Annotated in this window: 23 protein-coding genes and 1 pseudogene; 6 read left to right on the top strand and 18 right to left on the bottom strand. The window is 63.0% G+C overall.

Features of this window, described 5'->3' with window-relative positions; all coding sequences use genetic code 11:
• Nucleotides 1-20 precede the first annotated feature (20 nt).
• From CVM52_RS00630 to CVM52_RS00700, 15 genes are all read right to left on the bottom strand, one after another.
• Nucleotides 21-1,607: an alkaline phosphatase family protein gene (locus tag CVM52_RS00630; protein WP_100160795.1), complete on the bottom strand. Its 1,587-nt coding sequence runs from the start codon at nt 1,605-1,607 to the stop codon at nt 21-23.
• Nucleotides 1,608-1,612: 5 nt separating this feature from the next.
• The gene (locus CVM52_RS00635) at nt 1,613-2,908 is read right to left on the bottom strand and encodes a TRAP transporter large permease (RefSeq protein WP_100160796.1); all 1,296 of its coding nucleotides are present in this window, start codon (nt 2,906-2,908) and stop codon (nt 1,613-1,615) included.
• A complete protein-coding gene (locus tag CVM52_RS00640) occupies nt 2,908-3,405 on the bottom strand; it encodes a TRAP transporter small permease (protein WP_100160797.1) in 498 nt (165 codons plus the stop codon). Before CVM52_RS00640 ends, CVM52_RS00635 begins: the two co-directional genes overlap by 1 nt.
• A gap of 22 nt (nt 3,406-3,427) precedes the next feature.
• Nucleotides 3,428-4,444 (bottom strand): type 2 periplasmic-binding domain-containing protein, encoded by a 1,017-nt coding sequence (locus tag CVM52_RS00645; protein ID WP_100160798.1) that lies wholly within the window; start codon nt 4,442-4,444, stop codon nt 3,428-3,430.
• Between the two features lie 76 nt (nt 4,445-4,520).
• Nucleotides 4,521-5,333, bottom strand: coding sequence for a glutathione S-transferase family protein (locus CVM52_RS00650; protein WP_100160799.1), 813 nt, complete (start codon nt 5,331-5,333; stop codon nt 4,521-4,523).
• Nucleotides 5,334-5,343: 10 nt separating this feature from the next.
• A complete protein-coding gene (kce, locus tag CVM52_RS00655) occupies nt 5,344-6,279 on the bottom strand; it encodes a 3,5-dioxohexanoate:acetyl-CoA acetone transferase (RefSeq protein WP_100160800.1) in 936 nt (311 codons plus the stop codon).
• Nucleotides 6,280-6,282: 3 nt separating this feature from the next.
• Complete coding sequence (locus CVM52_RS00660; RefSeq protein ID WP_100160801.1) at nt 6,283-7,302, bottom strand: branched-chain amino acid ABC transporter permease; 1,020 nt, start codon at nt 7,300-7,302, stop codon at nt 6,283-6,285.
• The gene (locus CVM52_RS00665) at nt 7,302-8,162 is read right to left on the bottom strand and encodes a branched-chain amino acid ABC transporter permease (protein ID WP_100160802.1); all 861 of its coding nucleotides are present in this window, start codon (nt 8,160-8,162) and stop codon (nt 7,302-7,304) included. The genes CVM52_RS00660 and CVM52_RS00665 overlap by 1 nt, the downstream gene beginning before the upstream one ends.
• Nucleotide 8,163: 1 nt before the next feature.
• Nucleotides 8,164-8,871, bottom strand: a complete 708-nt coding sequence (locus tag CVM52_RS00670) for an ABC transporter ATP-binding protein (RefSeq protein WP_100160803.1) — start codon at nt 8,869-8,871, stop codon at nt 8,164-8,166.
• Complete coding sequence (locus CVM52_RS00675; RefSeq protein WP_100160804.1) at nt 8,864-9,592, bottom strand: ABC transporter ATP-binding protein; 729 nt, start codon at nt 9,590-9,592, stop codon at nt 8,864-8,866. Before CVM52_RS00675 ends, CVM52_RS00670 begins: the two co-directional genes overlap by 8 nt.
• A 56-nt stretch (nt 9,593-9,648) precedes the next feature.
• The gene (locus CVM52_RS00680; RefSeq protein WP_100160805.1) at nt 9,649-10,929 is read right to left on the bottom strand and encodes an ABC transporter substrate-binding protein; all 1,281 of its coding nucleotides are present in this window, start codon (nt 10,927-10,929) and stop codon (nt 9,649-9,651) included.
• Between the two features lie 55 nt (nt 10,930-10,984).
• The gene (locus CVM52_RS00685) at nt 10,985-11,914 is read right to left on the bottom strand and encodes a 3-hydroxyacyl-CoA dehydrogenase family protein (RefSeq protein ID WP_100160806.1); all 930 of its coding nucleotides are present in this window, start codon (nt 11,912-11,914) and stop codon (nt 10,985-10,987) included.
• 3 nt (nt 11,915-11,917) lie between these two features.
• Nucleotides 11,918-12,715 carry an SDR family NAD(P)-dependent oxidoreductase gene (locus CVM52_RS00690; protein ID WP_205964837.1) on the bottom strand — a complete coding sequence of 266 codons (798 nt, stop codon included), beginning with the start codon at nt 12,713-12,715 and terminating at the stop codon, nt 11,918-11,920.
• A gap of 3 nt (nt 12,716-12,718) precedes the next feature.
• Nucleotides 12,719-13,075, bottom strand: a complete 357-nt coding sequence (locus CVM52_RS00695) for a cupin domain-containing protein (RefSeq protein ID WP_100160807.1) — start codon at nt 13,073-13,075, stop codon at nt 12,719-12,721.
• 65 nt (nt 13,076-13,140) lie between these two features.
• The gene (locus CVM52_RS00700) at nt 13,141-13,977 is read right to left on the bottom strand and encodes a cyclase family protein (protein WP_172720872.1); all 837 of its coding nucleotides are present in this window, start codon (nt 13,975-13,977) and stop codon (nt 13,141-13,143) included.
• A 215-nt stretch (nt 13,978-14,192) separates the two neighbouring features.
• Here CVM52_RS00700 and CVM52_RS00705 point away from each other — a divergent pair, with 215 nt between their 5' ends.
• Nucleotides 14,193-14,957, top strand: coding sequence for an IclR family transcriptional regulator (locus CVM52_RS00705; RefSeq protein ID WP_100160808.1), 765 nt, complete (start codon nt 14,193-14,195; stop codon nt 14,955-14,957).
• A gap of 40 nt (nt 14,958-14,997) precedes the next feature.
• A pseudogene (locus CVM52_RS00710) lies at nt 14,998-15,099 on the top strand (IS481 family transposase); the annotation flags it as partial.
• A gap of 157 nt (nt 15,100-15,256) precedes the next feature.
• On the opposite strand, the gene CVM52_RS00715 reads toward CVM52_RS00710, so the two are convergent.
• Nucleotides 15,257-15,733, bottom strand: coding sequence for an Lrp/AsnC family transcriptional regulator (locus tag CVM52_RS00715; RefSeq protein WP_100160809.1), 477 nt, complete (start codon nt 15,731-15,733; stop codon nt 15,257-15,259).
• A 140-nt stretch (nt 15,734-15,873) separates the two neighbouring features.
• On the opposite strand from CVM52_RS00715, the gene CVM52_RS00720 reads away from it, so the two are divergent.
• Nucleotides 15,874-16,893, top strand: coding sequence for a 1-aminocyclopropane-1-carboxylate deaminase (locus tag CVM52_RS00720; protein ID WP_100160810.1), 1,020 nt, complete (start codon nt 15,874-15,876; stop codon nt 16,891-16,893).
• A 162-nt stretch (nt 16,894-17,055) separates the two neighbouring features.
• Here CVM52_RS00720 and CVM52_RS00725 read toward each other — a convergent pair whose 3' ends face one another.
• Nucleotides 17,056-17,820 carry an SDR family oxidoreductase gene (locus CVM52_RS00725; RefSeq protein ID WP_100160811.1) on the bottom strand — a complete coding sequence of 255 codons (765 nt, stop codon included), beginning with the start codon at nt 17,818-17,820 and terminating at the stop codon, nt 17,056-17,058.
• A gap of 193 nt (nt 17,821-18,013) precedes the next feature.
• Here CVM52_RS00725 and CVM52_RS00730 point away from each other — a divergent pair, with 193 nt between their 5' ends.
• Genes CVM52_RS00730 through CVM52_RS00740 form a run of 3 tightly spaced genes read left to right on the top strand, consistent with a single transcriptional unit; the run spans nt 18,014 to nt 20,855 of the window.
• Entirely contained in the window at nt 18,014-19,039 is a 1,026-nt protein-coding gene (locus CVM52_RS00730; RefSeq protein WP_100160812.1) for a TRAP transporter substrate-binding protein, read from the top strand.
• Nucleotides 19,036-19,542, top strand: coding sequence for a TRAP transporter small permease (locus tag CVM52_RS00735; protein ID WP_100160813.1), 507 nt, complete (start codon nt 19,036-19,038; stop codon nt 19,540-19,542). Before CVM52_RS00730 ends, CVM52_RS00735 begins: the two co-directional genes overlap by 4 nt.
• Nucleotides 19,539-20,855: a TRAP transporter large permease gene (locus CVM52_RS00740; protein ID WP_100160814.1), complete on the top strand. Its 1,317-nt coding sequence runs from the start codon at nt 19,539-19,541 to the stop codon at nt 20,853-20,855. The genes CVM52_RS00735 and CVM52_RS00740 overlap by 4 nt, the downstream gene beginning before the upstream one ends.
• Here the strand turns inward: CVM52_RS00740 and CVM52_RS00745 are convergent.
• Entirely contained in the window at nt 20,852-21,823 is a 972-nt protein-coding gene (locus CVM52_RS00745) for an NAD-dependent epimerase/dehydratase family protein (RefSeq protein ID WP_172720873.1), read from the bottom strand. The two genes, CVM52_RS00740 and CVM52_RS00745, sit on opposite strands and share 4 nt — an antisense overlap.
• Nucleotides 21,824-21,950: the final 127 nt, after the last annotated feature.

Below are 21,950 nucleotides of genomic sequence, written 5' to 3' on the forward strand. Positions count from 1 at the left end.
GTCCTCGTGTCGGGGACGTTTCAGCCCCACTTGCCGATCATTATACCCGAGGTATCCTCGTCGCGGCGCAGCGCCCGGACGCCCTCGTCTGTCATCGTCACCCGGTTCTTTCGAGCGGTCAGCCGATCCAGCAGCCGGGCATGCATCTCCTGTCGAACAGTTTCATAGTCCGGGTGACGGCCGAGATCGGAGAACTCATCCGGGTCCTGTTCCAGATCAAAGAGTTGCGGCGCGAAGCCCCGGAAATGGATGTATTTCCACCTCTCGGTGCGCAGCATGTAGGCACGCGCATCCGACGGGCCGACGCCAACGGTCTCGCGGGCGGCATAAAATGCATAGTCGATTTCCGAGAAGACCGCGTCGCGCCAGTCCTGCGGCACTTCACCCCGGAGCAGCGGCATCAGCGAGCGCCCTTCCAGCCGGTGATCAGCGGGCGGCGCACCGGTGGCTTCGAGGAAGGTCGGAACCAGGTCGATCGCTTCGACCAGCGCGTCGCAGGCGGTGCCGCGCGTGGCGTCGGCCTCGGCCCGGGGATCGCAGATGATCAGTGGCACGCGCACGGATTGCTCGTGAAACAGCTCCTTCTCGCCCATCCAGTGATCGCCGAGGTAATCGCCGTGATCCGATGTCAGCACGATCATGGTCTCATCCGCCTTGCCGGTTTCTTCCAGCCAGTCGAAAAGCCGCCCGAGATGGTCATCGATCTGCTTGATCAGGCCCATATAGGCCGGCAGCACGGTCTCGCGGGTGCCTTGGGCCGAAAAGACTTCGCTGACCTCCATCTTCATGAAGGCATCGAAGACCGGGTTGGGATCCTCGCGCTCCTTTTCGCTGCGCACGACCGGCAGGAAGGTCTCGGGGCCGTACATGTCGTGGTAGGGCGCCGGGGCCATGTAGGGCCAGTGCGGCTTGATATAGGACAGGTGGCAGAGCCAGGGGGTATCGCCGCTGTCTTCGATGAACTCGCGGGCGCGCAACGTCATATAGGCGGTTTCGGAATGCTCTTCCTTCACCCGCGCGGGGAGGTTCGAGTTCTTCAGGTGCCAGCCCGACAGGATCTCGCCGTCCGGTCCATCGGCAGCATTGGCATAGTCGTTCCAAGGATTTTCGCCCTCGTAGCCTTGCTCGCGCAGCCAGTCGTTGTAGCGCAGCATCCCGCCCTTGTTGCGCAGCAGCGGCGTGGGGTGCAAGCCGTCGTCGCGCTCGTATGGGTCAAAGCCCGGCTGGCTGATGATCATCCCCAGTTCGGTCGTCGGGTTCAGCCCCAGCCGCGCCATGCCTTCACGGTCGGGCACCATGTGGGTCTTGCCGACCACCGCCGTACGCACCCCCAGCGGCCGCAGGTAGTCGCCCAGGGTCAACTCGCCCACCGGCAGCGGCACCCGGTTCCAGGTGGCCCCGTGACTGAAGACCGTGCGCCCGGTATAGCAGGACGCACGCGACGGACCGCAGACCGGCGATTGCACGTAGGCCCGGTCAAAGCGCACCCCCCGCGCGGCCAGCTTGTCGATATTTGGAGTGTGCAGATGCGGGTGACCGTAGCAGCTGAGGTAATCCCAGCGCAGCTGGTCAGCCATGATGAAAAGAATGTTCTTGATCATGCTCATCTGAATTACCTCATGAGGCCCGGAAGGAAGGTCGCGACCTGCGGAATGATCAGCACCAGGATCAACCCGGTCACCAGCGCGAAAATGTAGGGCAGAACGCCCGCGAAAATCGCGCCCAGCCTGACGTCCGGAAGCACCGATTTCACCACGAATACGTTCATGCCGATGGGTGGTGTGATCAGGCCGATCTCGGAGACCAACACCACCAGGATGCCGAACCAGATCATGTCGATGCCGTTGATCTGCAACGCGGGCAGAAACACCGGCACCAGCAGGACCAGGATACCGATCGCCTCGAACACCATACCCATCAGGATGGCGATGATGCAGACGAAGATCACCAGCTGGAAGGGCGAAAGCTCCCATTCGTCGACAAGGTCAAGCAGGTCGTAGGGCATGCCGCTCAGGTTGATGAACTGCGAAAACACGATGGCGCCCAGAAGCACGATAAAGATCGTCGCGGTGGTTGTGGTGGCATCTACGAGGCAATCGCGCCATTCGCCCAAGGTCAGCAAGTGGCCACGCATGACGGCGATCACCGCCGCGCCAAAGCTGCCGATCCCCGCGGCCTCGGTTGCGGTGAAAGCACCGGAATAGATGCCACCCAGCACGACAAGGAACAGGATCAAGACCGGCAGGGTGCCGCGAATGGCCTCCTTGCGGCGGGCGGGTTCCAGCGGCGGGGCCGAAGGCGCGGCCATAGGGTTGCGGCGCACGGTGATGCCGACAGCAATCAGGAACAGAATGACCAGCATCAGACCGGGCAGGATCCCTGCGATGAACAGCAGCCCGATATCCTGCTCGGCGATCAGCCCATAGATCACCAGCGGCACCGAGGGCGGGATCATGATGCCCAGAGTACCGCCTGCGGCAATCGTCCCCGAGGCGAGCCGGTCGGAATACTTGTAATTGCGCATCGGCGGCATCGCGACCTTGGCCATGGTGGCCGCGGTGGCCAGCGTAGAGCCGCAGACCGCCGAAAACCCGCCTGCTGCCAACACCGTCGCCAGCGCCAGGCCGCCCCGGAACCGTCCCAGCGCGGCATAGGCCGCGTCATAAAGATCCTGGCTGATCCGCGCATGAACGATGAAGACGCCCATCAAGATGAAAAGCGGAATGACCGACAGGTTGTAATTCATGCTGTCGTGGAACACCTGCTGGCCCACCATGGCCAGCGACGCGTCGAACCCGCGCAGCATGGCAAAGCCGACAAAGCCCACGATCAGCGTCGCGAAACCGACGCGAAACCCGATGAAGCAAAGCGCGAATAGGACGGCGAACCCGATCAGAGCCGTGGTCATCACACGTCCTCCAGATGATGTTTGTTGGGTTGGTTCGCGCCGGTGAGCAGACCCAGGATCTGGCTGACGACGCTTAACGCCGCCAGAACGGCGACAGTGCCGGTGATCCAGGCCAGCGGCCATTCAAGAACGATGGTGGTGGCGCCGGTATGCGCAGTCTCGATGGCCTGTTCAAACAGCACGTAGACGATCAGGCACATGGAGAGGATCGAAAAGCCCTGCACCACCACATCGTAGAAACCGGGCGCCAGCGCGCGGATGCGGCTGTCGAACAATTCGACCACGATGTGCTTGTCGCGGGCATTGGCGATGCCAAGGCCCATGAAGATCACCAGAGCCAGCATCGTCGAGATCATTTCCGACGCCCCGAAAACCGGGGCGCCGAGCAGGTAGCGGCCAATCACGTCGACAAAGGTCAGCAGCATCATCGCCGCGAGGACAATGCTGGAGAGGACTTCAAGCACCTGGATGATGCGGGTCAGAAAGCTGCTGGTCATGGGTTTGCCTCCGTGACAGGGCTCAGTTGGTCATTTCGCCGATCTGGCTCTTGTAGAAATCCAGTGCGCCCTGGCCATCGATCCCGGCAGCTTCCGCCGCCTTCAGCCAACCCTCGGTGACAAAGGCAGAAGCCTCCTGCAGCGCGGTCTCGAAGGCTGGATCAACATCGACCACTTCGATCCCGGCATCGGCATAGGCCGCTTCGGCCATTGCCGCCGCTTCGTTCCAGGCCCGACCAAAGGCCGCGCCCAGCACTTCGCCCGACACGCTCATGATCGCCTCTTGGTCCTCGGGCGAGATCTCGGCCCACTTGTCCTTGTTGGCGAAGACCGAGAACGAGGTCGAGTAGATCGCGCCGCTGAACTTGGTGGTCGACTTGGTATAGGGCATCAACTGAAAGGCCTGCACCGCCTGCGGGTCAAGCCCGAGATGGCCATCGACCACCCCGCGCGAGATGATCTCGTTCGACTGCACCGCCGGTCCCGAGACCACGCCGGTGCCAAGTTTCTTGGTGATCTCTGCAAGCGGCCCCGGCAGTACCCACATCTTGCGGCCCGCCAGATCGTCGAGCGAATTGATCGGCGTGTCGGTCTGGCTGTAGAGCTCGGCCGGCGAGATGACGAATTGCGACAGCAGGTGCACCTGCTCGATTTCGTCCGCGAAATATTCCCGGTTGGTGGCCCAGAGCGCCTTGGACATCGCCTCGGCATCGTGGCTGCCGACAAAGGGCTGCATTGCCACTTTCGGGCCGACCGCCGCGTCGCCGAAGAAGCCGTTGAACATCACCGCCACGTCGGCAATCCCGCGCTCGATCGCGGCAAGCTGTTCCGGCGGCGGGGCCACGGATTTCGGCGGGATGATGCCCGTCACGCGGCCTTCGGTCACGCGCTCGACCTCTTCCACCCAGTTGGGCAGCACCGTCGAACAGGCGAAGTGGCTCGACGGCCAGAAGCAGTTGACCAGAAGCCGGGTCTTGGCCTCGGCGCCGGTCGCGGCAATGGCAACTGTCATCGCCGTCAGGAACGTGATGGATTTCATCGTTAGTCCTCCTCGTTGTGACCGCCTCCTCCGGCGGCCTTGGCGTTATGTTGACGGGCGACCTCTTATCGCCCGGTCAACTGTTCAGACTTCCATAGGCTCGAATGTCAGAGCCCTCAGCACGCCGTTTCCCGGTATAGGCCGCGAAGGCCCCGGCGGCATGTTCGTTCTGCCAGTCGAGCAGCGCGGTGCGGTAACTGTCCCGCGCCTTGACCCGCTCGAACCAGTCGGCCAGATGCGGCGTGCGCTCGAACGGCCACCCCATCAGGGCAAAGCGATGAACGTTCGGCATCCAGGCGATGTCGGCAAGCGAAAAGCTGTCGCCCGCCAAAAACGGCCGGCCATCCGACAGCAGAGCGTCAAGGTGGCGGAAGCCGTCGTCGGTGCGCGTTACCGCCTGATCCAGCCTGTCGCGGTCAAAACCGGCAGCAAAATCGCGGCGGAATTGTTTCAGCCAGTCGTTGCCATGGTTGCGTTGGAAGGCCTCGGCGGCCTCCGCCGACGGCGGAGGGGCGGCCCGGAACAGGAACTCGAAGGTCAGGAGCTTCAGATCGACCTGTGCCGCATCGGCCAACTGCAAGAGTTCCGGCGCGTCGGTCGCGGCCAGCGCGCTGCCCTCACCCGCGACATGCTGGATGATGTCGATCGATTCGATGATCAGATCGCCATTGTCGACGAAGGCCGGCACCAGCCCCTTGGGGTGGATCGCCTGGTACTCCGGCGTTGCATGTTCGTCCTTTTCCAGGTCGACGGGATGGCTTTCCCAGTCCCTGCCGGTCTCTGCCAGCACCAGCCGCACCCGCTGCGAACAGGACGACATCGGTGCGTGCCAAAGGTGCAGCCCCTCCAGCGTCTTCAGCGTTTGATCCTTCGGTTCGATATGTGGCATCGCGCGATCCTCAGAAATTCACCCGGTCGCCGCCCTTGAGCGCGAGGATCTCGCGCGCCTCGTCCGGTGTGGCGACTTCGCAGCCCAGGTCCTCCACGATGCGGCGGATCTTGGCGACTTGCTGGGCATTCGACTCCGCCAGCTTGCCGCGCGAGATGAACAGACTGTCTTCCAACCCGACGCGCACGTTGCCGCCCATCTGGCTGGCGGTGGTAGCGAGGTTCATCTGCGCTCCACCCGCACCGAGCACCGACCAGCGGTAATCGTCGCCGAACAGACGGTCAGCGGTGCGTTTCATGAACACCAGGTTGTCAACCTCCGGGCCGATACCGCCAAGAATGCCGAAGATGAACTGGATGAAGACCGGCGCCTTGAACAGCCCGATGTCCATGCAGAATTTCAGGTTGTACAGGTGGCCGACGTCGTAGCATTCGTGTTCGAACTTGATGTCATGCGGGGCCAGGGTTTCGGCCGCTTCCTTGATGTCGCGGAAGGTGTTGCGGAAGATGTTGCCGTCGGAGTTGGCGACATAGTCCTTCTCCCAGTCGAACTTCCAATCATCATCGGAATACCGCTTGGCCAGCGGGTGAAACGAGAAGTTCATGGACCCCATGTTCATCGAACACATCTCTGGCGAGAATGTCTTGGCCGGGGTGATCCGGTCCTGAATCGACAGCGACAGCGAACCGCCGGTCGAGATGTTCACCACCGCATCCGTTGCCTGCTTGATGCGCGGCAGGAAGGGCTGAAAATCCTTGACGTCGACCGACGGCGCGCCGGTTTCGTTATCGCGCGCATGCAGGTGCAGGATCGAAGCGCCGGCCTCTGCTGCCGCGACGGCCTGCGCCGCGATGTCGTCATAGCTGTAGGGCAGCGCGTCGGACATGGTGGGTGTGTGGATTGCCCCGGTGATGGCGCAGGTGATGACGGTTTTCTGGCGTGCCATGGATCAGGCTCCTTTGGATGTGTCGCGTTTTACGCGGTAGCCGAGCGGGAAAAGTTGCAGGTCGAAACGGTCACGGATGAAGCCCCAGACGCCCTTGGGGGCTTTTAGCATCATCACGATGGCGACAAGGCCGAGCACCATGAGGTAGATCGTGCCCAGGTCGGCGAGGGTTTCGCGCAGCGCGAAGAAGATCAGCGTGCCGATGATCGGGCCTTCGATGGTGCCGATGCCGCCGATCACCACGATGAAGATCACGAAGGCAGTCCAGTCGTTGACCGAGAACGCGGCGTCAGGCGAAATGCGCAGTTTCTGCAGGAAGATCAGCGCGCCAACCATCGCCGTCAGCGCCGAGGTGACGACATAGACAAGGAATTTGGTGCGCCAGATGTCGATGCCGAGCGAGCCTGCCGCCAGCTCGTTGTCGCGGATCGCGGTCAGCGCCAGCCCCTTGCGGGAGCGCAGCAGCAGATAGACGGCGGTGACGACCAGCAGCGCCGCGCCGAGCGCGAGCCAGTAGCTGAGTGCCTCGCGCGCGGAACGGCCATCCGCCATCGAGCGCACGATATCGGTGGGCAGAGAGGTGCCGGAGCCGCCACCCAAGGCCGAAACCTGGGCGAAGACCAGCCGGAAGATCTCGGCCATGACCCAGGTGCCGATGGCGAAATAGGCGCCGCGCAGCCGGAAGATCAGCGCGGCGACCGGGACGGAGATCAGCGCGCCGAGTACGCCTGCGGCGCCGATGGCGACCAGCGGATGCATCCCCACGAACATGGTCAGCGCGAACAGCATGTAGCCGCCGAAGCCGGCATAGGCCTGCTGGCCGACCGAAACCAGCCCGGCATAGCCCGCCAGCAGGTTCCACAGAGAAGCCAGCGACAGGTAGAGGAACAACTCGCCCAGCAGCCTCAGGTCCGCCCGGCCTGCCCACCAAGGCGCGGCGATCAGGATAGCAACGGCGATGGCACCGATCACGGCAGCCGCACGCGCGGCCGGAGAGGAGCGGGAGACGCGATACTGACTCATCAGGAAATCCTCGGGAATAGGCCGTTGGGACGCACGGCAAGGACAATGAGAAAGGCGATATGGCCTGCGAGCAGTTGCCAGCCGGGGTTTATCGCCGCGCCCAGCGTCTGCGCGACACCGAGAATGATGCCGCCCGCCAGCGTGCCCCAGAGGTTGCCTAGCCCGCCGATGATCACCGCCTCGAAGCCGAAGATGAGCCGGCCGCCGCCGATCGAGGGGTCAAAGCTGGTACGGATGCCCAGCAGCAGGCCGGCGATGGCCGTCACGGCCAGCGCCAATGCCATGGCGAGACCGAAGACGTGGCGCTTGTTCAAGCCCATGAGCTGCGCGATGTCCTGATTGTCCGACACGGCCCGGAAGGCGCGGCCAAGCGCGGTGCGGTAGAAGGTCCATTGCAGCCCGGCGATCACACCAACGGCAATCGCGAAGGTCAGCAGCGGCAGGACACCGATGGCCAGCGGACCAAGGCCGATGCTGGCGGTCTCCAGCGCGCCCGCATCCATCTTCTGCGGGTCGGCGGAATAACCTTCCAGCAGCGCGTTCTGGATGATGACGGACAGCCCGAACGTCACCAGCAGCGGCGGCAAGATGTCGGTGCCCAGCGTCTGGTTCAGCACGCCGCGTTGCAGGACATAGCCGATCCCCGCCATTGCCGGCACCACCACGACCAGCGCCAACAGGGGATGCAGCCCCAGCACCACGGTCGTTGTCAGCCCCAGATAGGCGGCCAGCACGATCAGGTCGCCATGCGCGATATTCACCAGCCGCATGACCCCGAAGATCAGGCTGAGCCCGGCGGCGAAAAGCGCATAGAGCCCGCCCAGCAAGGTGCCCTGCACGATGGCGTTTAACCATTCCATGTCATTCGATCCCGAAATAGGCGCGGCTGATCTCGTCGCGCGATACAGTTTGCGAGTTGCCTTCGAGCGAGACCCGCCCCTCTTGCAGGCAATAGACGCGCGACGAGACGGCCAATGCCTTGGTCACGTCCTGCTCGACGATCACCGCCGACATGCCGCCGCCGACGATGCCGGGCAGCGCGTCGTAGATGTCCTTGATGATGATCGGGGCGAGGCCGAGGCTGATCTCGTCGAAGAGGATCAGGTCGGGGTTCGACATCAGCGCGCGACCAATGGCGACCATCTGCTGCTGCCCGCCCGAGAGAGAGGTGGAGGCCTGGTGTTTGCGCTCTTCGAGGATCGGGAACAGCTCGTAGACCTTTTGCAAAGACCACGGGCCCTTGCGCCCGACCCGCCCACCGATGATGAGGTTTTCCTCGACCGACAGCGAGGGGAACAGCTGCCGCCCCTCCGGCACTAGTGCCAGCCCGCGCGCGGCGACTTGATCGGCCCTCAGCGCCCCGATGGGTTCGCCGCGATAACGGATCTGCTCGGGTTGGTTCGCCATTAGACCTGCGATGGAGCGCAGAAGCGTCGTCTTGCCCGCGCCATTGGCGCCGATGATGGCCAGCACTTCGCCCTGGGCCAATGTCAGGTCGAGGCCGTAGAGCGCCTGGAAATCGCCGTAGAATGCGTCGAGCTTCGCAATGTTCAGAATGGGGTCAGGCATCGACTTCGATCCCCAGGTAGATTTCCTTGACCTCGCGGCTGTCCATCACTTCGCGCGGGTCGCCCTCGGCGATCTTGCGGCCGAAATCGATCACCACGAGGCGGGAGACCACGGCCAGAAGCGCGTGAACCACATGTTCGATCCAGATGATCGAGACGCCGGTGGCGTGCACATCCTTGATGGTCTGCACCAGCGAATGGCATTCCGCCTCGGTCAGCCCACCCGCGATCTCGTCAAGCAGCAGCAGCTTGGGTTTCGCACAAAGCGCCCGCGTCATTTCCAGCCGCTTGCGGTTCAGCAGCGTGAGACTGCCCGCCGGCGTGTTGGCCCTGTCCATCAACCCGGTCTGCTCCAGCACATCGAGGCAGAGCGTTTCTGCCTCGCGCCCCGACAGGCCGGCGGCCTGCGTCGCGGCGATCATGGCGTTTTCGAACACCGTCATGTGGGTGAAGGGCTGCGGCACCTGGAAACTGCGGGCGATCCCGGCGCGGCTACGCTGGGCCGCGCTTTGCGCAGTCACGTCGCGGCCGTCAAAATGCACCTTTCCCGCATTGGGAGAGAGGGTCCCGGTGATCAGGTTGAACATCGAAGTCTTGCCCGCGCCGTTCGGCCCGATCACGCCCAGGGCCTCACCCTGGCTCAGCTCATAACTCAGACCATCGGCCACCGTCACGGCACCGAAGGCTTTGGTCAGGCCGTCAAGTTTCAGGATCGTGCTCATAAGAGCCTCGCATCAAGAGGAAGTGAGGGCGCCGGCCATCCCGGCGCCACTTCGGATCACGCAAGCAATTTCAGCTCGCCGGTGGTCGGAATGTCGGGCGCGTGCGCATTGGCCACGATCTTCAGATCGAAAGCATCGCCCTCTTTCTGCCATTGCCCGGCGACCAACGGCGTCTTGGTGACGTTGTTGATCGGGCCGTTCGCCCAATTGACGTTTCCGACGATGGTATCGAGGTTGGTTTCGGGGATCGCGGCGGCGATTGCCTCGTAATCCTCCAGATCCTCGGTCCGGCGCACCACGTCCGCCACCACTTCGAACATCGCGTGCTTGAAGCCGATCGGCTGGGTCCAGGGCCGGCCCGAGGCCGCCGTGTACCCCTCGGCAAGCGCCTTGGCCGACGCACCGGTCAGCGACGACGCGAAGGGGTGGTTCGGGGACCACCAGACTTCGGAGGAGAGCCCATCTCCGCGCTCGCCGAGGGATTCGATGACCGACGGGAACAGCAGCGCCTTGCCGATGGTCACGACCTTCGGAGTGAAGCCCTGCTGCGCCGCCTGCGCCCAAAAGGTGGCGAAATCCGGCGGGATCATGTTGCCGGTGACGATTTCTGCACCTGCGTCCTTGAAGGCGTTGATGTAGTTCGAGAAATCGTCGGTCAGCGGCTGATAGCGCCCCGGATCGGTCAGGTCGTATCCCGCGGCGGCGAGCGGTTTGGGCAGGCCCAGCTCCGCATCGCCCCAGGCATTGCCGTCAGCATCGTTCGGGAACAGCCCGCCGACCACCTTCGCCACGCCCGCCTTGTCCCACATGTCAAGGAAGGCGGCGATCACGTCCTCCAGCCCCCAGAAGAAGTGGTAGGTGTAGTCAAACCCCTGGCCCGGCACACCATTGCGGCCAAAGAAATAGGGCTGCCACGGGCAATCCGTCGTGATGCAGGGCACCTCGTTGATCTCGGCCTGATCCGAAACCGGGTTGACCGTGTCGGGGGTCGATGCCGCGACGATGATGTCGACCTCGTCGCCCAGGATGAGGTCCGCGGCCACTTCGGCAGCGCGGTTCGGGTTCGACTGGCTGTCCTTCGAGATGATCTCGATGTTCCAGGTCTTGCCGTTGTTTTCGATCCCGGCGTCGAATTGCTTTTGAATGGCGGCCAGAACGAATTCATCGGCCTCGGCAAAGCCCGCCAGCGGCCCGGTACGGGGGCTGACATGGCCGACCTTGAGCGTCGGGTTCTGCGCATAGGCGCGGGTGCCGGTCAGGATCGCGGGCGTCGCCACCATCGCGGCCCCTCCGGCGAGGAACCCACGGCGCGTCGGGGTCAGCAGTGTCTTCGTCATCGGTCTCTCCTCCTCCCGGCCTCCCCGCCGGGCTTGATGTGAAGTCTTCTGGCGCTTAGTCGTCGAGAATGCCGTCCAGCCGGGTCAGGTGGCGGCCCACGCGGGCGCGGACCGCCTCGGCCGCCTCCGGTGTCCATTTGCGGAATCCCTCGCCGGACTTCATGCCCAGCTTGCCGTCCCGCACGAGTTGTTCGAGATAGGGCGACGGCCCCTGCCGGCTCTCCAGATCGAAGAGCACGTTCTCGTGGATATCAAGCGTCAGGTCGGTGCCCACGAGATCGGCGTTCTCCAGCGGGCCGAGCACGGCCAGCCGGCGGCCAAAGCAGGACTTCACCACCGTATCCACCGCCTCGGCATCGCAGATCCCGCGCTCGACGAGACTCACCGCCTCGCGCCAGAGCGCATGCTGCAGGCGGTTGCCGATAAAGCCGGGCACGTCCTTCTCGACCATGACCGGGGTCTTACCGGCACTGGTCAGCAGGGCCATCATGCCTTGTGCCACCTCGGGCGCGGTCCATTCGGTCTTGATCACCTCGACCAGCGGGATCATGTGCGGCGGGTTCCACCAATGGGTGCCAAGCGCGCGGCCGCGCAGCTTGAGCCCCTCCATGATCTTGGTGATCTGGATCACCGAGGTGTTCGAGGCCAGCACCGCCTTTTCCGGTGCATGCGCTTCGATCTCGTCAAAGATCCGGCGCTTGAGGTCAAGCTTCTCCGGCGCGGCCTCAAAGACGAAATCCGCGTCTTTCACTGCCGCCCGCACCGACGAGCACAGCTCGATCATCTTCAGCGCACGGGCAATCGCTTCTTCCCGGACGCCCATCGACTTCAGGCTGTCAGATATCCGCTTTGGCGCAGATTTCAGCGTCTCTTCATGCGGGTCGGAGATCGTCACATATTGCCCGGCGCGGGCCAGCGTAAGGGCGATTCCATGGCCCATCAAACCGGCGCCGATGATGGCCATCTGCTGTTTCTTGGGAACCATCGCTCAACCCGCCGTATAGCCGCCGTCGGCATAAAGGATATGCCCGGTGTAGAAATCCGATGCCTTCGAGGCGAGGAACAGCAGCGGCCCGGCCAGATCCTCCGGCTCGCCCAGACGGCCTTTGGGCACACGGGCGAGGAACTGCTTGCGCACCTCTTTTGCCTTCTCGGTGTCTTCGAACATCCAGGCGGTCAGAGGCGAGCGGAACACGGTGGGTGCAATGGCGTTCACGGTGATCCCGGTGGGACCAAGCTCGCAGCCCAGGGCCTTGACGATGCCGTCGGTCGCGGCCTTGGAGGCGCAATAAGCGGTGTAGCCCGCCGGGTGGCCCAGCAGCCCGCGCGCCGAGGAAACCAGGACGATTTTGCCCCCGTCGCCCTGCGCTTTCATCTGGCCCGCCGCGGCGCGCGCCAGCAGCCAGCTCTGCGTGACATTGGCGTCCATCACGCTCTCGAATGTCTCGGGCGTCATGTCGTTGATCAGCGCGACCTTGTTCATGCCGGAGGCCACGACAAGGATATCGAGACGCCCGAAGGTGTTCACCGCCTCATCGACCAGCGCCTGACAGGCGCCCTCGTCATTGGGGCGCGTGTTGATGGCGCTGACTGCAACGCCCAGACCGAGACATTCCTCGGCAATCTCATCCAGCGCTGACGGGTTGCCCGCGGCCAGCACGAGGTTGCAGCCGGCCCCGGCAAGGATCCGGGCCGCAACCATGCCGAAAGCGCCCGAGGCCCCGGTGATCAGCGCCACCTTGTCCTTCACGTCGAACATCGACAGGGGGTTGGTCATTGCGTTCATGGCTTATGCCTCCACCTTGGGTTCCGGGGAATAGGGGATCACCACCAGCATCTTGCAGGTGTCGTTGCTGCGGTTTTCGATCTTGCGGACCTCGTTCGGCGGGATGGTGCAGCTATCCATCTTGTATAGCACGGTTTCCGCGCCATCGACGATCACGGTCATCTCGCCCTCGAGCACGACATAGACCTTCTCGAACGGGGTCGAGTCTGGGCCTGCGCCGCCACCCGGCAGGAACTGGCTGAACCCGATCCACTGGTTCTTCGGCCCGCTCTCTTCAAAGCCCTGGAGCCTGAGCCCGTGGCAGCCAAAATGGTTCGGCGCCTCGTAAGGGCCGGCGTCCTGGAAACGTTTCACATGCATGGCGTCCTCCCTCGCGCTTGCCGGAAAAGGGGCCGCCGGTCTCCCGGCGGCCAGTCGGGGAGAGTTCAGTATTCGGAACCGTCTTCGATGCGGAAACCCTGTGTCTTGTCGATCATCGCCACCAGGCGGATGATGCAGCCATCGCCGCGATCCCAGTTCCACGGGAAGAAGGCAAAGGTACAGCGCTTGCCGGTGACGGCATCCAGGTCGCCGCCGACATTCTCGATGCCCATGATGCCGTTCTTGAACAGGATGTTGTGCACCGGCTCCCAGTCCGGGAAGTCGTCTTTCCAGTCACGGCCGCCCGACCATTCCTTGTACTCTTCGGCCAGGTGCGGCAGCAGCGGCCCATTGCGCTGCGGACCGATCGCGGTGGCCAGCGGGTGGTCATTGGCCTGGGTATCGTGGCCGACGACCTTGACGCCCTTTTCCACCATCCATTCACCGGCAGAGGCGACGAAACCGGGGCAATAGGCAAAGTAGTCGCCGTCTTCATACTGCTTGTGCCAGCCGGTGTTGATAATCAGCACATCACCCTTGCGGATCGCATGGCCACAGGCTTTCTCAAGATCTTCACCGGTGATCGGCTCCCACTTTTTCTTGGGCAGCGAGACCACGATGCCGGAGCCGAAGAAATGCGGCAGCGGCACTTCGTCGATGAAGGGGGTGCCCTGTACCACATGGGCCGGCGCGTCGATATGGGTGGTGGCGTGCATCGTGGTGGTAATACGCTGGCTCAGCACGCCGGACTTGGCCATGTAATGGATGCGCTCGATCTTGGTGTCTTCGAAATAGGGCCAGTTCGGGTTCTGAAACCCGAAGCGGTGGCTGAGGTTGTAGAACTCCAGGCCCATGTCGTTGTCGGTGTTGCTCTGGAACTCGATTCCGCGGATTTCAACCATCGGATGCACCTTCTCTATTCGCCGGCGAGGGGCCGGCGTCGTTTGCGTCAAAACTGTCAGAGAGCTCCTCCCTCTGTCTCGATATACGGTACAGACGGCCCATAATACGGTCAACAAATATCTGCATCGCGATTGACTTGAACCACATTGCGGTACATATGCTGTTGTGACAAATCGACGGCGATGACGGGCTTTTTGGAAAGGAGAGCGGGTATATGGCTGAAGAAAATGACAAAAAAGACCGCTCTGGCATTCAGGTCATTGCGCGCGCCGCCGAGATTCTGCGTGCCCTAAAAGAAGCGCGCAGTGGCCTCAGCCTCGGTCAGATCGCGACGCGGGTGGACCTGCCCCGCTCTACGGTACAGCGAATCATCGGCGCACTGGTGACCGAGCGCTTCGTCATCCAGGACCCGAAAGGCGGCGGCATCCGGTTGGGTCCAGAGCTGGGCGCCTTTGCGGAGGCCGCGAATTTCAATGTCGTCGAACGCTGCCGCGCAATCTTGACAGAGGTGACACAGGAAACCGGCGAGACCACGGATCTTGCGGTGCTGCGCAACGGCGCCATGATTTTTCTCGATCAGGTGCCGGGGCTACATCGGCTGCGCACCGTATCCTCGGTGGGCGAGGTCTTTCCCCTCACCACCACCGCCAATGGCCGTGCCTGCTTGGCGCTGATGCCAGAAGACGAGGCGAAACGGTTGATCCTGCAGGAAAAGACTGGCGCCCTTTCAGAGAAAGAGACAGCCGAACTCCTCGAGCGGCTCGACGAAATTCGTCAGACCGGCTTTGCCCATGACCGGGATGAGCATACGGCCGGCATTTCGGCCATAGGTTTTGCCTTCCGTGATCTCAGCGGCAATTACCACGCGATTTCGGTGCCAGTGCCCAGCCTGCGGTTCGCGAAACTGCAAGACCGGCTGGAAAATGCTCTGAAAAAAGCCCGAGAGCGGGTCGCGACAGAGTTCTCCAACGGGGTTTGAAGGGCGACCGAGACCCTCCGATCGCAGGCACAAGGCCCCCAGTGGTCACACGCCCTACGAATATGTCTGCAAGATCTGGACTTCAGAGCCGGACAGATTCATCGTCAATCCGATCCACCAAGTGCCGGGACTGAACACCTGATCTCCTTCTCGTCGAAGATCGGCAGGCCGCAAAGCCTGGCCTGTGCCGGTGTAGGATCCCCAAGAATAGCTGAGCCAATCTGTAGCGCGTTTGCCCGCCCGTAAAGACGCAGGCAAACCGGTGCATCAGGCTGCAAACGATGGCGTGGTGGCTGATATCAAAACGGCAGCGGTGCGTTGTCCTTGACCTCTTTCATCACAAAAAAGGTCCGGGTCTGACGCACGCCGGGCAAGGCGATGAGTTGCTTGCCGTGCAACTTGTTGAAGTCGGACATATCGCGGACTCGGATTTTCAGTAGATAGTCAAAGTCGCCAGCCACCAGGTTGCAGTCGAGCACTTCCTTCAGCTTGGTCACCGCCTGTTCGAAGGCTTCAAAACTTTCCGGCGTCGAGCGGTCCAGCACCACACCGACCATGACGACCGCTCCGAGCCCGACGGATTGGGGCGCGATCTGCGCGTGAACGCCAGTGATGTATCCGTCCGCGAACAACCGCTGGGTGCGGCGGTGGCAGGTTGCGGGGCTGACATTGACGCGGGTGGCGAGATCCGCGTTGGACAGGCGCCCGTCCGACTGCAGGGCGCGCAGGATATTGAGATCGATTCGGTCGAGATCGCCTGTGGAAGATTCTTTCATATTCTGCGTCTTGCTTTGCCGGGCCGGTACATTTTTCGGAGATTATCATCGATACCGTAAAATATGTCTGGCAAATTCGGAAGCACCTTTCCGGCAACATCGCCTAGCGTCTGGCGCAGCAAGTCAGCTAGGAGATACCCATGTCGATGCTCGAAAAATTCGAACGTTACCCTCTCACCTTCGGCCCCACGCCGATCGAACCGCTGCCGCGGCTATCGGAGGCGCTTGGTGGAAAGGTGGAGATTTATGCCAAGCGCGAAGATTGCAATTCCGGCCTCGCCATGGGTGGCAACAAGCTGCGCAAATTGGAATATATCGTTCCCGACGCATTGGCTTCCGGCGCCGATACGCTGGTGTCGATCGGCGGGGTCCAGTCGAACCACACCCGTATGGTTGCGGCGACAGCGGCCAAGCTGGGCATGAAATGCGTCGTCATCCAGGAAAAATGGGTGCCGCATTTCGATGCTGTCTACGACCGGGTTGGCAATATTCAGATGACGCGCCTCATGGGCGCCGACAGCCGCCTTGTCGATGACGGTTTTGACATCGGCATCCGCAAGAGCTGGGAAGACGCAATCCAGTCGGTCAAGGACGACGGTGGCAAGCCCTATGCGATCCCGGCGGGGGCCTCGGTCCACAAGTTCGGTGCGCTTGGGTATGTCGGCTTTGCCGAGGAGGTGGCGCAGCAGGAAAAGGAGCTTGGCTTCACCTTCGACTATGTCATCGTCTGCGTCGTCACCGGCTCGACCCAAGGTGGGATGATCGTGGGGTTTGCCGCACAGGACCGTGCCAGCCGGGTGATCGGCATCGACGCCTCCGGCACGCTCGAGCAGACCCGCGCGCAGGTGCGAGGGATTGTCGACAAGACCGCCGAACTGGTGGGGCTTGGCCGCGAGGTGCGCGAAGACGAGATCGTCATCAACCCGGATTATGCCTACCCGGCCTATGGTGTGCCGTCGGACGAAACAAATGATGCCATCCGCCTGGCCGCCCGCACCGAAGCGATGATCACCGATCCGGTCTACGAGGGCAAATCCATGCAGGGATTGATCGATCTGACGCGCAAGGGGTTCTTCCCTGACGGCGCTCGGGTTCTCTATGCCCATCTTGGCGGTGCGCCGGCATTGAATGGCTACAGCTATCACTACAAGGACGGCTAAGTCGGAGTGGCCCGGCGGTTTCCGCGCCCCGCCGGGCCGCACTTCTTCCTCGATGCGTGTTGGGGCGACCTCCCTGCTTTGCGAGAGCGGCGCGGCTGCGGGCCTCAACCGAGAGATTCTGGAACGGGCTGCGACACGATCACGGCACCGCCTGACTCGGGCCTAGCCAGCCAGCCAGCCCCCTTCGACCATCATGCAACTGCCCGTCGTGAAAGACGCCCGGTCGGAGGCAAGAAACAGGATGGCCTCGGCAACTTCCTCGGGTCGGCCCAGCCGCCCGAGGGCATGGCGCGCCATCGACCGTGCCTTCGCGGCCTCGGGATCTGCGCTGCGGGCAAATCCACGGGCCAGCAACGGGGTGTCGATGGCACCGGGAATGACCGTGTTGACACGGATTCCCTCGTCGGCGTGCTCCAGCGCCATGCTCCGGGCAAGGCTCATCACGGCGCCCTTTCCCGCGAGATAGGCCGCGTTGTTGCGCCCCCCCGACAGGGCCAGTTGCGAGCCCACGAAAACGATGGACCCGCCGTGTTCGGACATCTGGGTGACGGCCTGATGCGCCCAAAGAAACGTGCCGTCGAGAACGGTATTGAGCACGGCGGTCCAGCTTGGGTAATCGCCCTGGGCCACGGTCTTGCCATCGGACCAACCGGCGGCAGTCACCAGGATATCCATCCGGCCGAACCGGTCCCTGATCGCCCTCGCGTGCTCGGCCACGGCGGCGGGATTGCCGACATCGCCGGTCAGACACAGCGCATCGGGAAACGCCTTTTGCAACGGCTGAGGGTCAGCGCGATCCACCAGCGCCAAACGCGCCCCGGCCGTGGCGAACAGGCGGGCAGTGGCCAATCCGATGCCCGAACCCGCCCCGGTTATGACCGCCGTGCGGCCCGCCAAAGGGGTGTTTCTATCGGTTTCAACGGGCATGGTTTTTCCTTCGTGGTTATAGGTTAAGCCAATGAACTTATTGGATTAGGCCGAGATTTAGGGTGCCTGGAGCATTGCAATGCCCAAAGATCAGGCGCGTCATTCGACTTTTTAGTTCGAATGGCCGGTTCCTTCTAGCGATGATCGGGGAAACATGCAGCGTCATCGCCAACACTGATCAAGAGGAACCGCGATGCGCATTTTTTCGAAACTGGCCCTTGGCGCGACTGTCGCGCTGTATCTTTCCCCGCTGGCGCTGGCCGCGCAGGAGGTGACGCTGCGCGTGCATTCTTTCGGGTCGCCGGCCTCGCTGGATCACACGGCGCATCTCGACCGCTGGGCGGAAAAGGTGGAGGCGGACAGCGACGGACGTATCGCGGTCGAGGTCTATCCGTCGTTGCAGCTGGGCGGCAGTGTCGCCGATCTGGTGTCTCAGATGGAAGACGGGATCGTCGACATCATCTGGACCCTGCCGGGCTTTACCCCTGGCCGGTTTCCCGGCGCACAGGGGCTTGAACTGCCGTTCATGAACACCGGCACCTCGGCCACGATGAGCCCCGCCGCGATGGAGTTCATCGAAGCGAACCTGGCCAAGGAATTCGAAGGCATCAAGATCATTTCGGTTCACGCCACTGACGCCGCGCTGATTCATACCCATGGAACACCCATCCGCGCGCTTGAGGATTTCCAGGGCATGAAGCTTCGTGTCGCCGGCCGATTCATCGGTGAGGCGGTCAAGGGGCTGGGCGCCACGCCGGTCGGAATGGGGCTGGGCGACGTCTATGAGGCGCTGAGCCGCGGCCAGGTCGATGGCATGTTGATCAACTGGGCGATCACCCAGCCCTTCCGGTTCTATGAAGTGACCGATTATCACACGGATTATCCGCTGTTTCAGTCGATGCTCATGACCCTGATGAGCCAGGACAGCTATGACCGCCTGCCCGACGACCTCAAAGCCGTGATCGATGCCAATTCCGGCATCGAATACGCTACCCGCATGGGCGAAATCTGGGACACGGCAACCGACCCGGCCCGGCAGGCCACGGTGGATGCGGGGGATGAGATCATCACCTTGTCCGACGCCGAGATCGCGCGTTGGAAAGAGGCGGTGAAACCCGCCTATGATGCATGGATCGCCGAGATGGACTCGCGCGGTTATGACGGTGCGGCGCTGTTCCAGAGCCTTCAGGAGATCACCGCCAAATACGGCCGCAAATGATCACCCGACTGCGCGCGCCGCTGGAAACGGCGGCGAACACGGTGGCGTTGGCGGGGGGCTGCGCGCTCTCTGCCATCGCGCTGTTGACGGTGGGCGCGGTGATCAGCGAAGCCTTTGGCGCGCCGTTCCTCGGGGACAGCGAAATCGTGGAACTGGTGGTCGGCGCCTCGGTCGCCAGCTTTCTGCCGCTCTGCCAATTGGCCGGTGGCCATGTCGCCATCACCCTGTTCACCGATCGCCTCCCGCGGCCGATCAGGCTGGCCTGTGATCTTGTGGCCAGCGGTCTGATGCTGGTCGTGGCGATAATCTTGACATGGCGGACAGGTGTGGGCGGGCTCGACGCCTTTTCGCGGGAACGGGCCACGATGTTTCTGCAACTTCCCCTGTGGTGGGGCTTTTTCGCGTCCTTTCTGCCCTGCCTTTTGTGGGTGCTCTGCGCGGCATTTGTCATGGTCGAACGCGCCTGCGGCGCCACCCCGAGACCGTCCGAGACACCGGCATGAGCAGTTACGAAATCGGCCTGACCATGTTCGGCGGCGTGCTTGCCATGCTGATCCTGCGCGTGCCCGTCGCGGTTTCGATGCTGGTGGCCGGCGGGCTGGGCTATGCGGCGATCCTGGGCTGGGCGCCCTTGTTGGCGAACCTCAAGACGCTGATGTTCAGCCGCTTTTCCAGCTATACCCTGTCGATCATTCCACTGTTCCTGTTGATGGGCGAATTTGCCACCAAGTCGGGCATGAGCACGGGGCTGTTTCGCTGCGCGCGCGCCTATCTCGGGCACCGCCCCGGCGGCCTGGCGCTTGCCACCATCGGGGGCTGCGCGGCCTTTGGCGCACTCTGCGGATCCTCGATTGCCACCGCTGCCACGATGACCCATGTGGCCGGCCCGGAAATGCGCCGCCACGGGTATTCCGGCGCCCTGACCACCGGAACACTGGCGGGTGGCGGGACGCTGGGTATCCTTATCCCGCCCTCGGTCATCCTCGTGATCTATGCGCTTTACACCGAACAGAGCATTGGCGCGCTGTTCGTCGCAGCGATGATCCCAGGGCTTTTGGCAGTGTTGGGATACATGGCGGTGATCTGGGTCTATGTAAAAATCTCGCCCCAATCGGCCCCCACCGCCGAACGGCACGGTTGGGCGATCCGGCTGCGGGAAACCCGCGCGGTCTGGTCGGCGGGTCTGGTGTTTTTTGTGGTTGTCGGCGGCATCTACAATGGCTGGTTCTCACCAACCGAAGCCGCGGCCATCGGCGCGGTGGCCGTGGGGCTTTTGGGCGTGGTCAATGGCACGATCCGATGGCGGCAGTTCCAGGAGGCGGTTCAGAGCACGGCGATCAACACGGCCTTTATCTTTCTGATCCTGCTCGGCGCCGAACTGTTTTCCTCGGCCCTTGCCCTGACGCGGATGCCCGCGGAATTGTCGGCGCAGATCGTGGCGCTCGAACTGCCGCCCTATGCCATCATCTCGATAATCCTGCTGGTCTATCTTGTTCTGGGCTGTGTTCTGGAAAGCCTTGCGATGGTTCTGCTGACCCTGCCGGTCTTTGTCCCGGTGGTGCTCGGGCTCGACCTGGGGATGAGCCCGGCGCAGACGCTGATCTGGTTCGGCATACTCGTGCTGATCGCGGTCGAAGTGGGGATGATCTCTCCGCCGTTCGGGCTGAACCTCTTCGTTATCAACTCGATGACTAAGGATGTTCCGATGAGCGCCACTTATCTGGGTGTTGCCGGCTTCTGTATCGTCGACATCCTGAGGCTGGCGCTCCTGATGCTGGTTCCGGGGCTGACACTGTGGCTGACCGGCGTCAGCTAGAACGCCGGGCAGGGGGCAGCGCCGTCATGCTCCAGCCCGGCCAGCCAGTCCGCATAGCCTTGCAGTTGTATCCGGAAATCTGGGGCGGCAAAGGACCGGCCGGTCAGATGCTGCAGGCGCTCCAGCGCCATGGGCGGCCGGTCGACCGCGAAGAAGGGGACATTCGCGCGGTTGGCATCCACGTCGGCGCTGACGCCGAATTGCCGGGCGACGGCCTCGGCAAAGTCGATGAGGTCCACAGACCGATCGGCCCCGAGGTTTACGATTCCGCCCTCCCACGGCGCCGTGACCAAGGCCGCCAGCATCTCGCAGGCGGTTTCGACATGGCACAGCGGTGCCGTGGCTGCGAAGGGCAGGTGGATATCCTCGCCGCGCCGCGCCAATTCGACCATGCAAAACGCGGGCGAGGGGGTGGCGCGCTGGCCGGAGCGATGCTCCCATTGTCCCCAGAGCACCCCGACGCGCGGGGTGAGAACCGGAATGCGATGCACCGCGCCCAACCGCAGCGCCAGCGCTTCGGCAGAGCTCTTGCTGATCGCGTACAGGTTCTGCGGCTGCGGTGGCATGCTCTCGACCAGTATCTCTGCCTCCGCAAGGCTCCGGCCGTAAACCGCGACCGACGACAGCGCCATGACCCGCCGAACGCCGCAGAGGGCGGCCTGTTCGATCACCGTGGCGGTACCGCCGATGTTGATCGCGACGATCTCGGCAGCATTGCCGGCGGCTTCGCGCTCCGCGTCCGGGGTTGCCGCGGCGGCATGGATGACCAACTCTGTGCCGGTCTCTTGCATCACCCGGGCCACGGTGTCGGCATCGCGAACATCGCCCGTGTGATACCGGGCACCGCGCTGCAGGGCTGCGCACATCCAAGGGGCTGGCAGTTCCGGCGCCAGGACATCAACGGAATGCCCCTCTGCAAGCAGGCGTTCGGTCAGGGCAAGCCCCAGAAAACCGGTGCCGCCGGTCAACAGAATACGCATTGAAGACCTCTGGAAAGGGACGAAAAATGAATGACGCCGGTGGACTGTCGATGCTGGAGTCCCAGATTGCAAGGGATCTGGACAAGATTGCATGGCCGTGCGCCTCTTGGGTCAA

Source organism: Pseudooceanicola lipolyticus, assembly GCF_002786325.1.
Lineage (GTDB): Bacteria > Pseudomonadota > Alphaproteobacteria > Rhodobacterales > Rhodobacteraceae > Pseudooceanicola_C > Pseudooceanicola_C lipolyticus.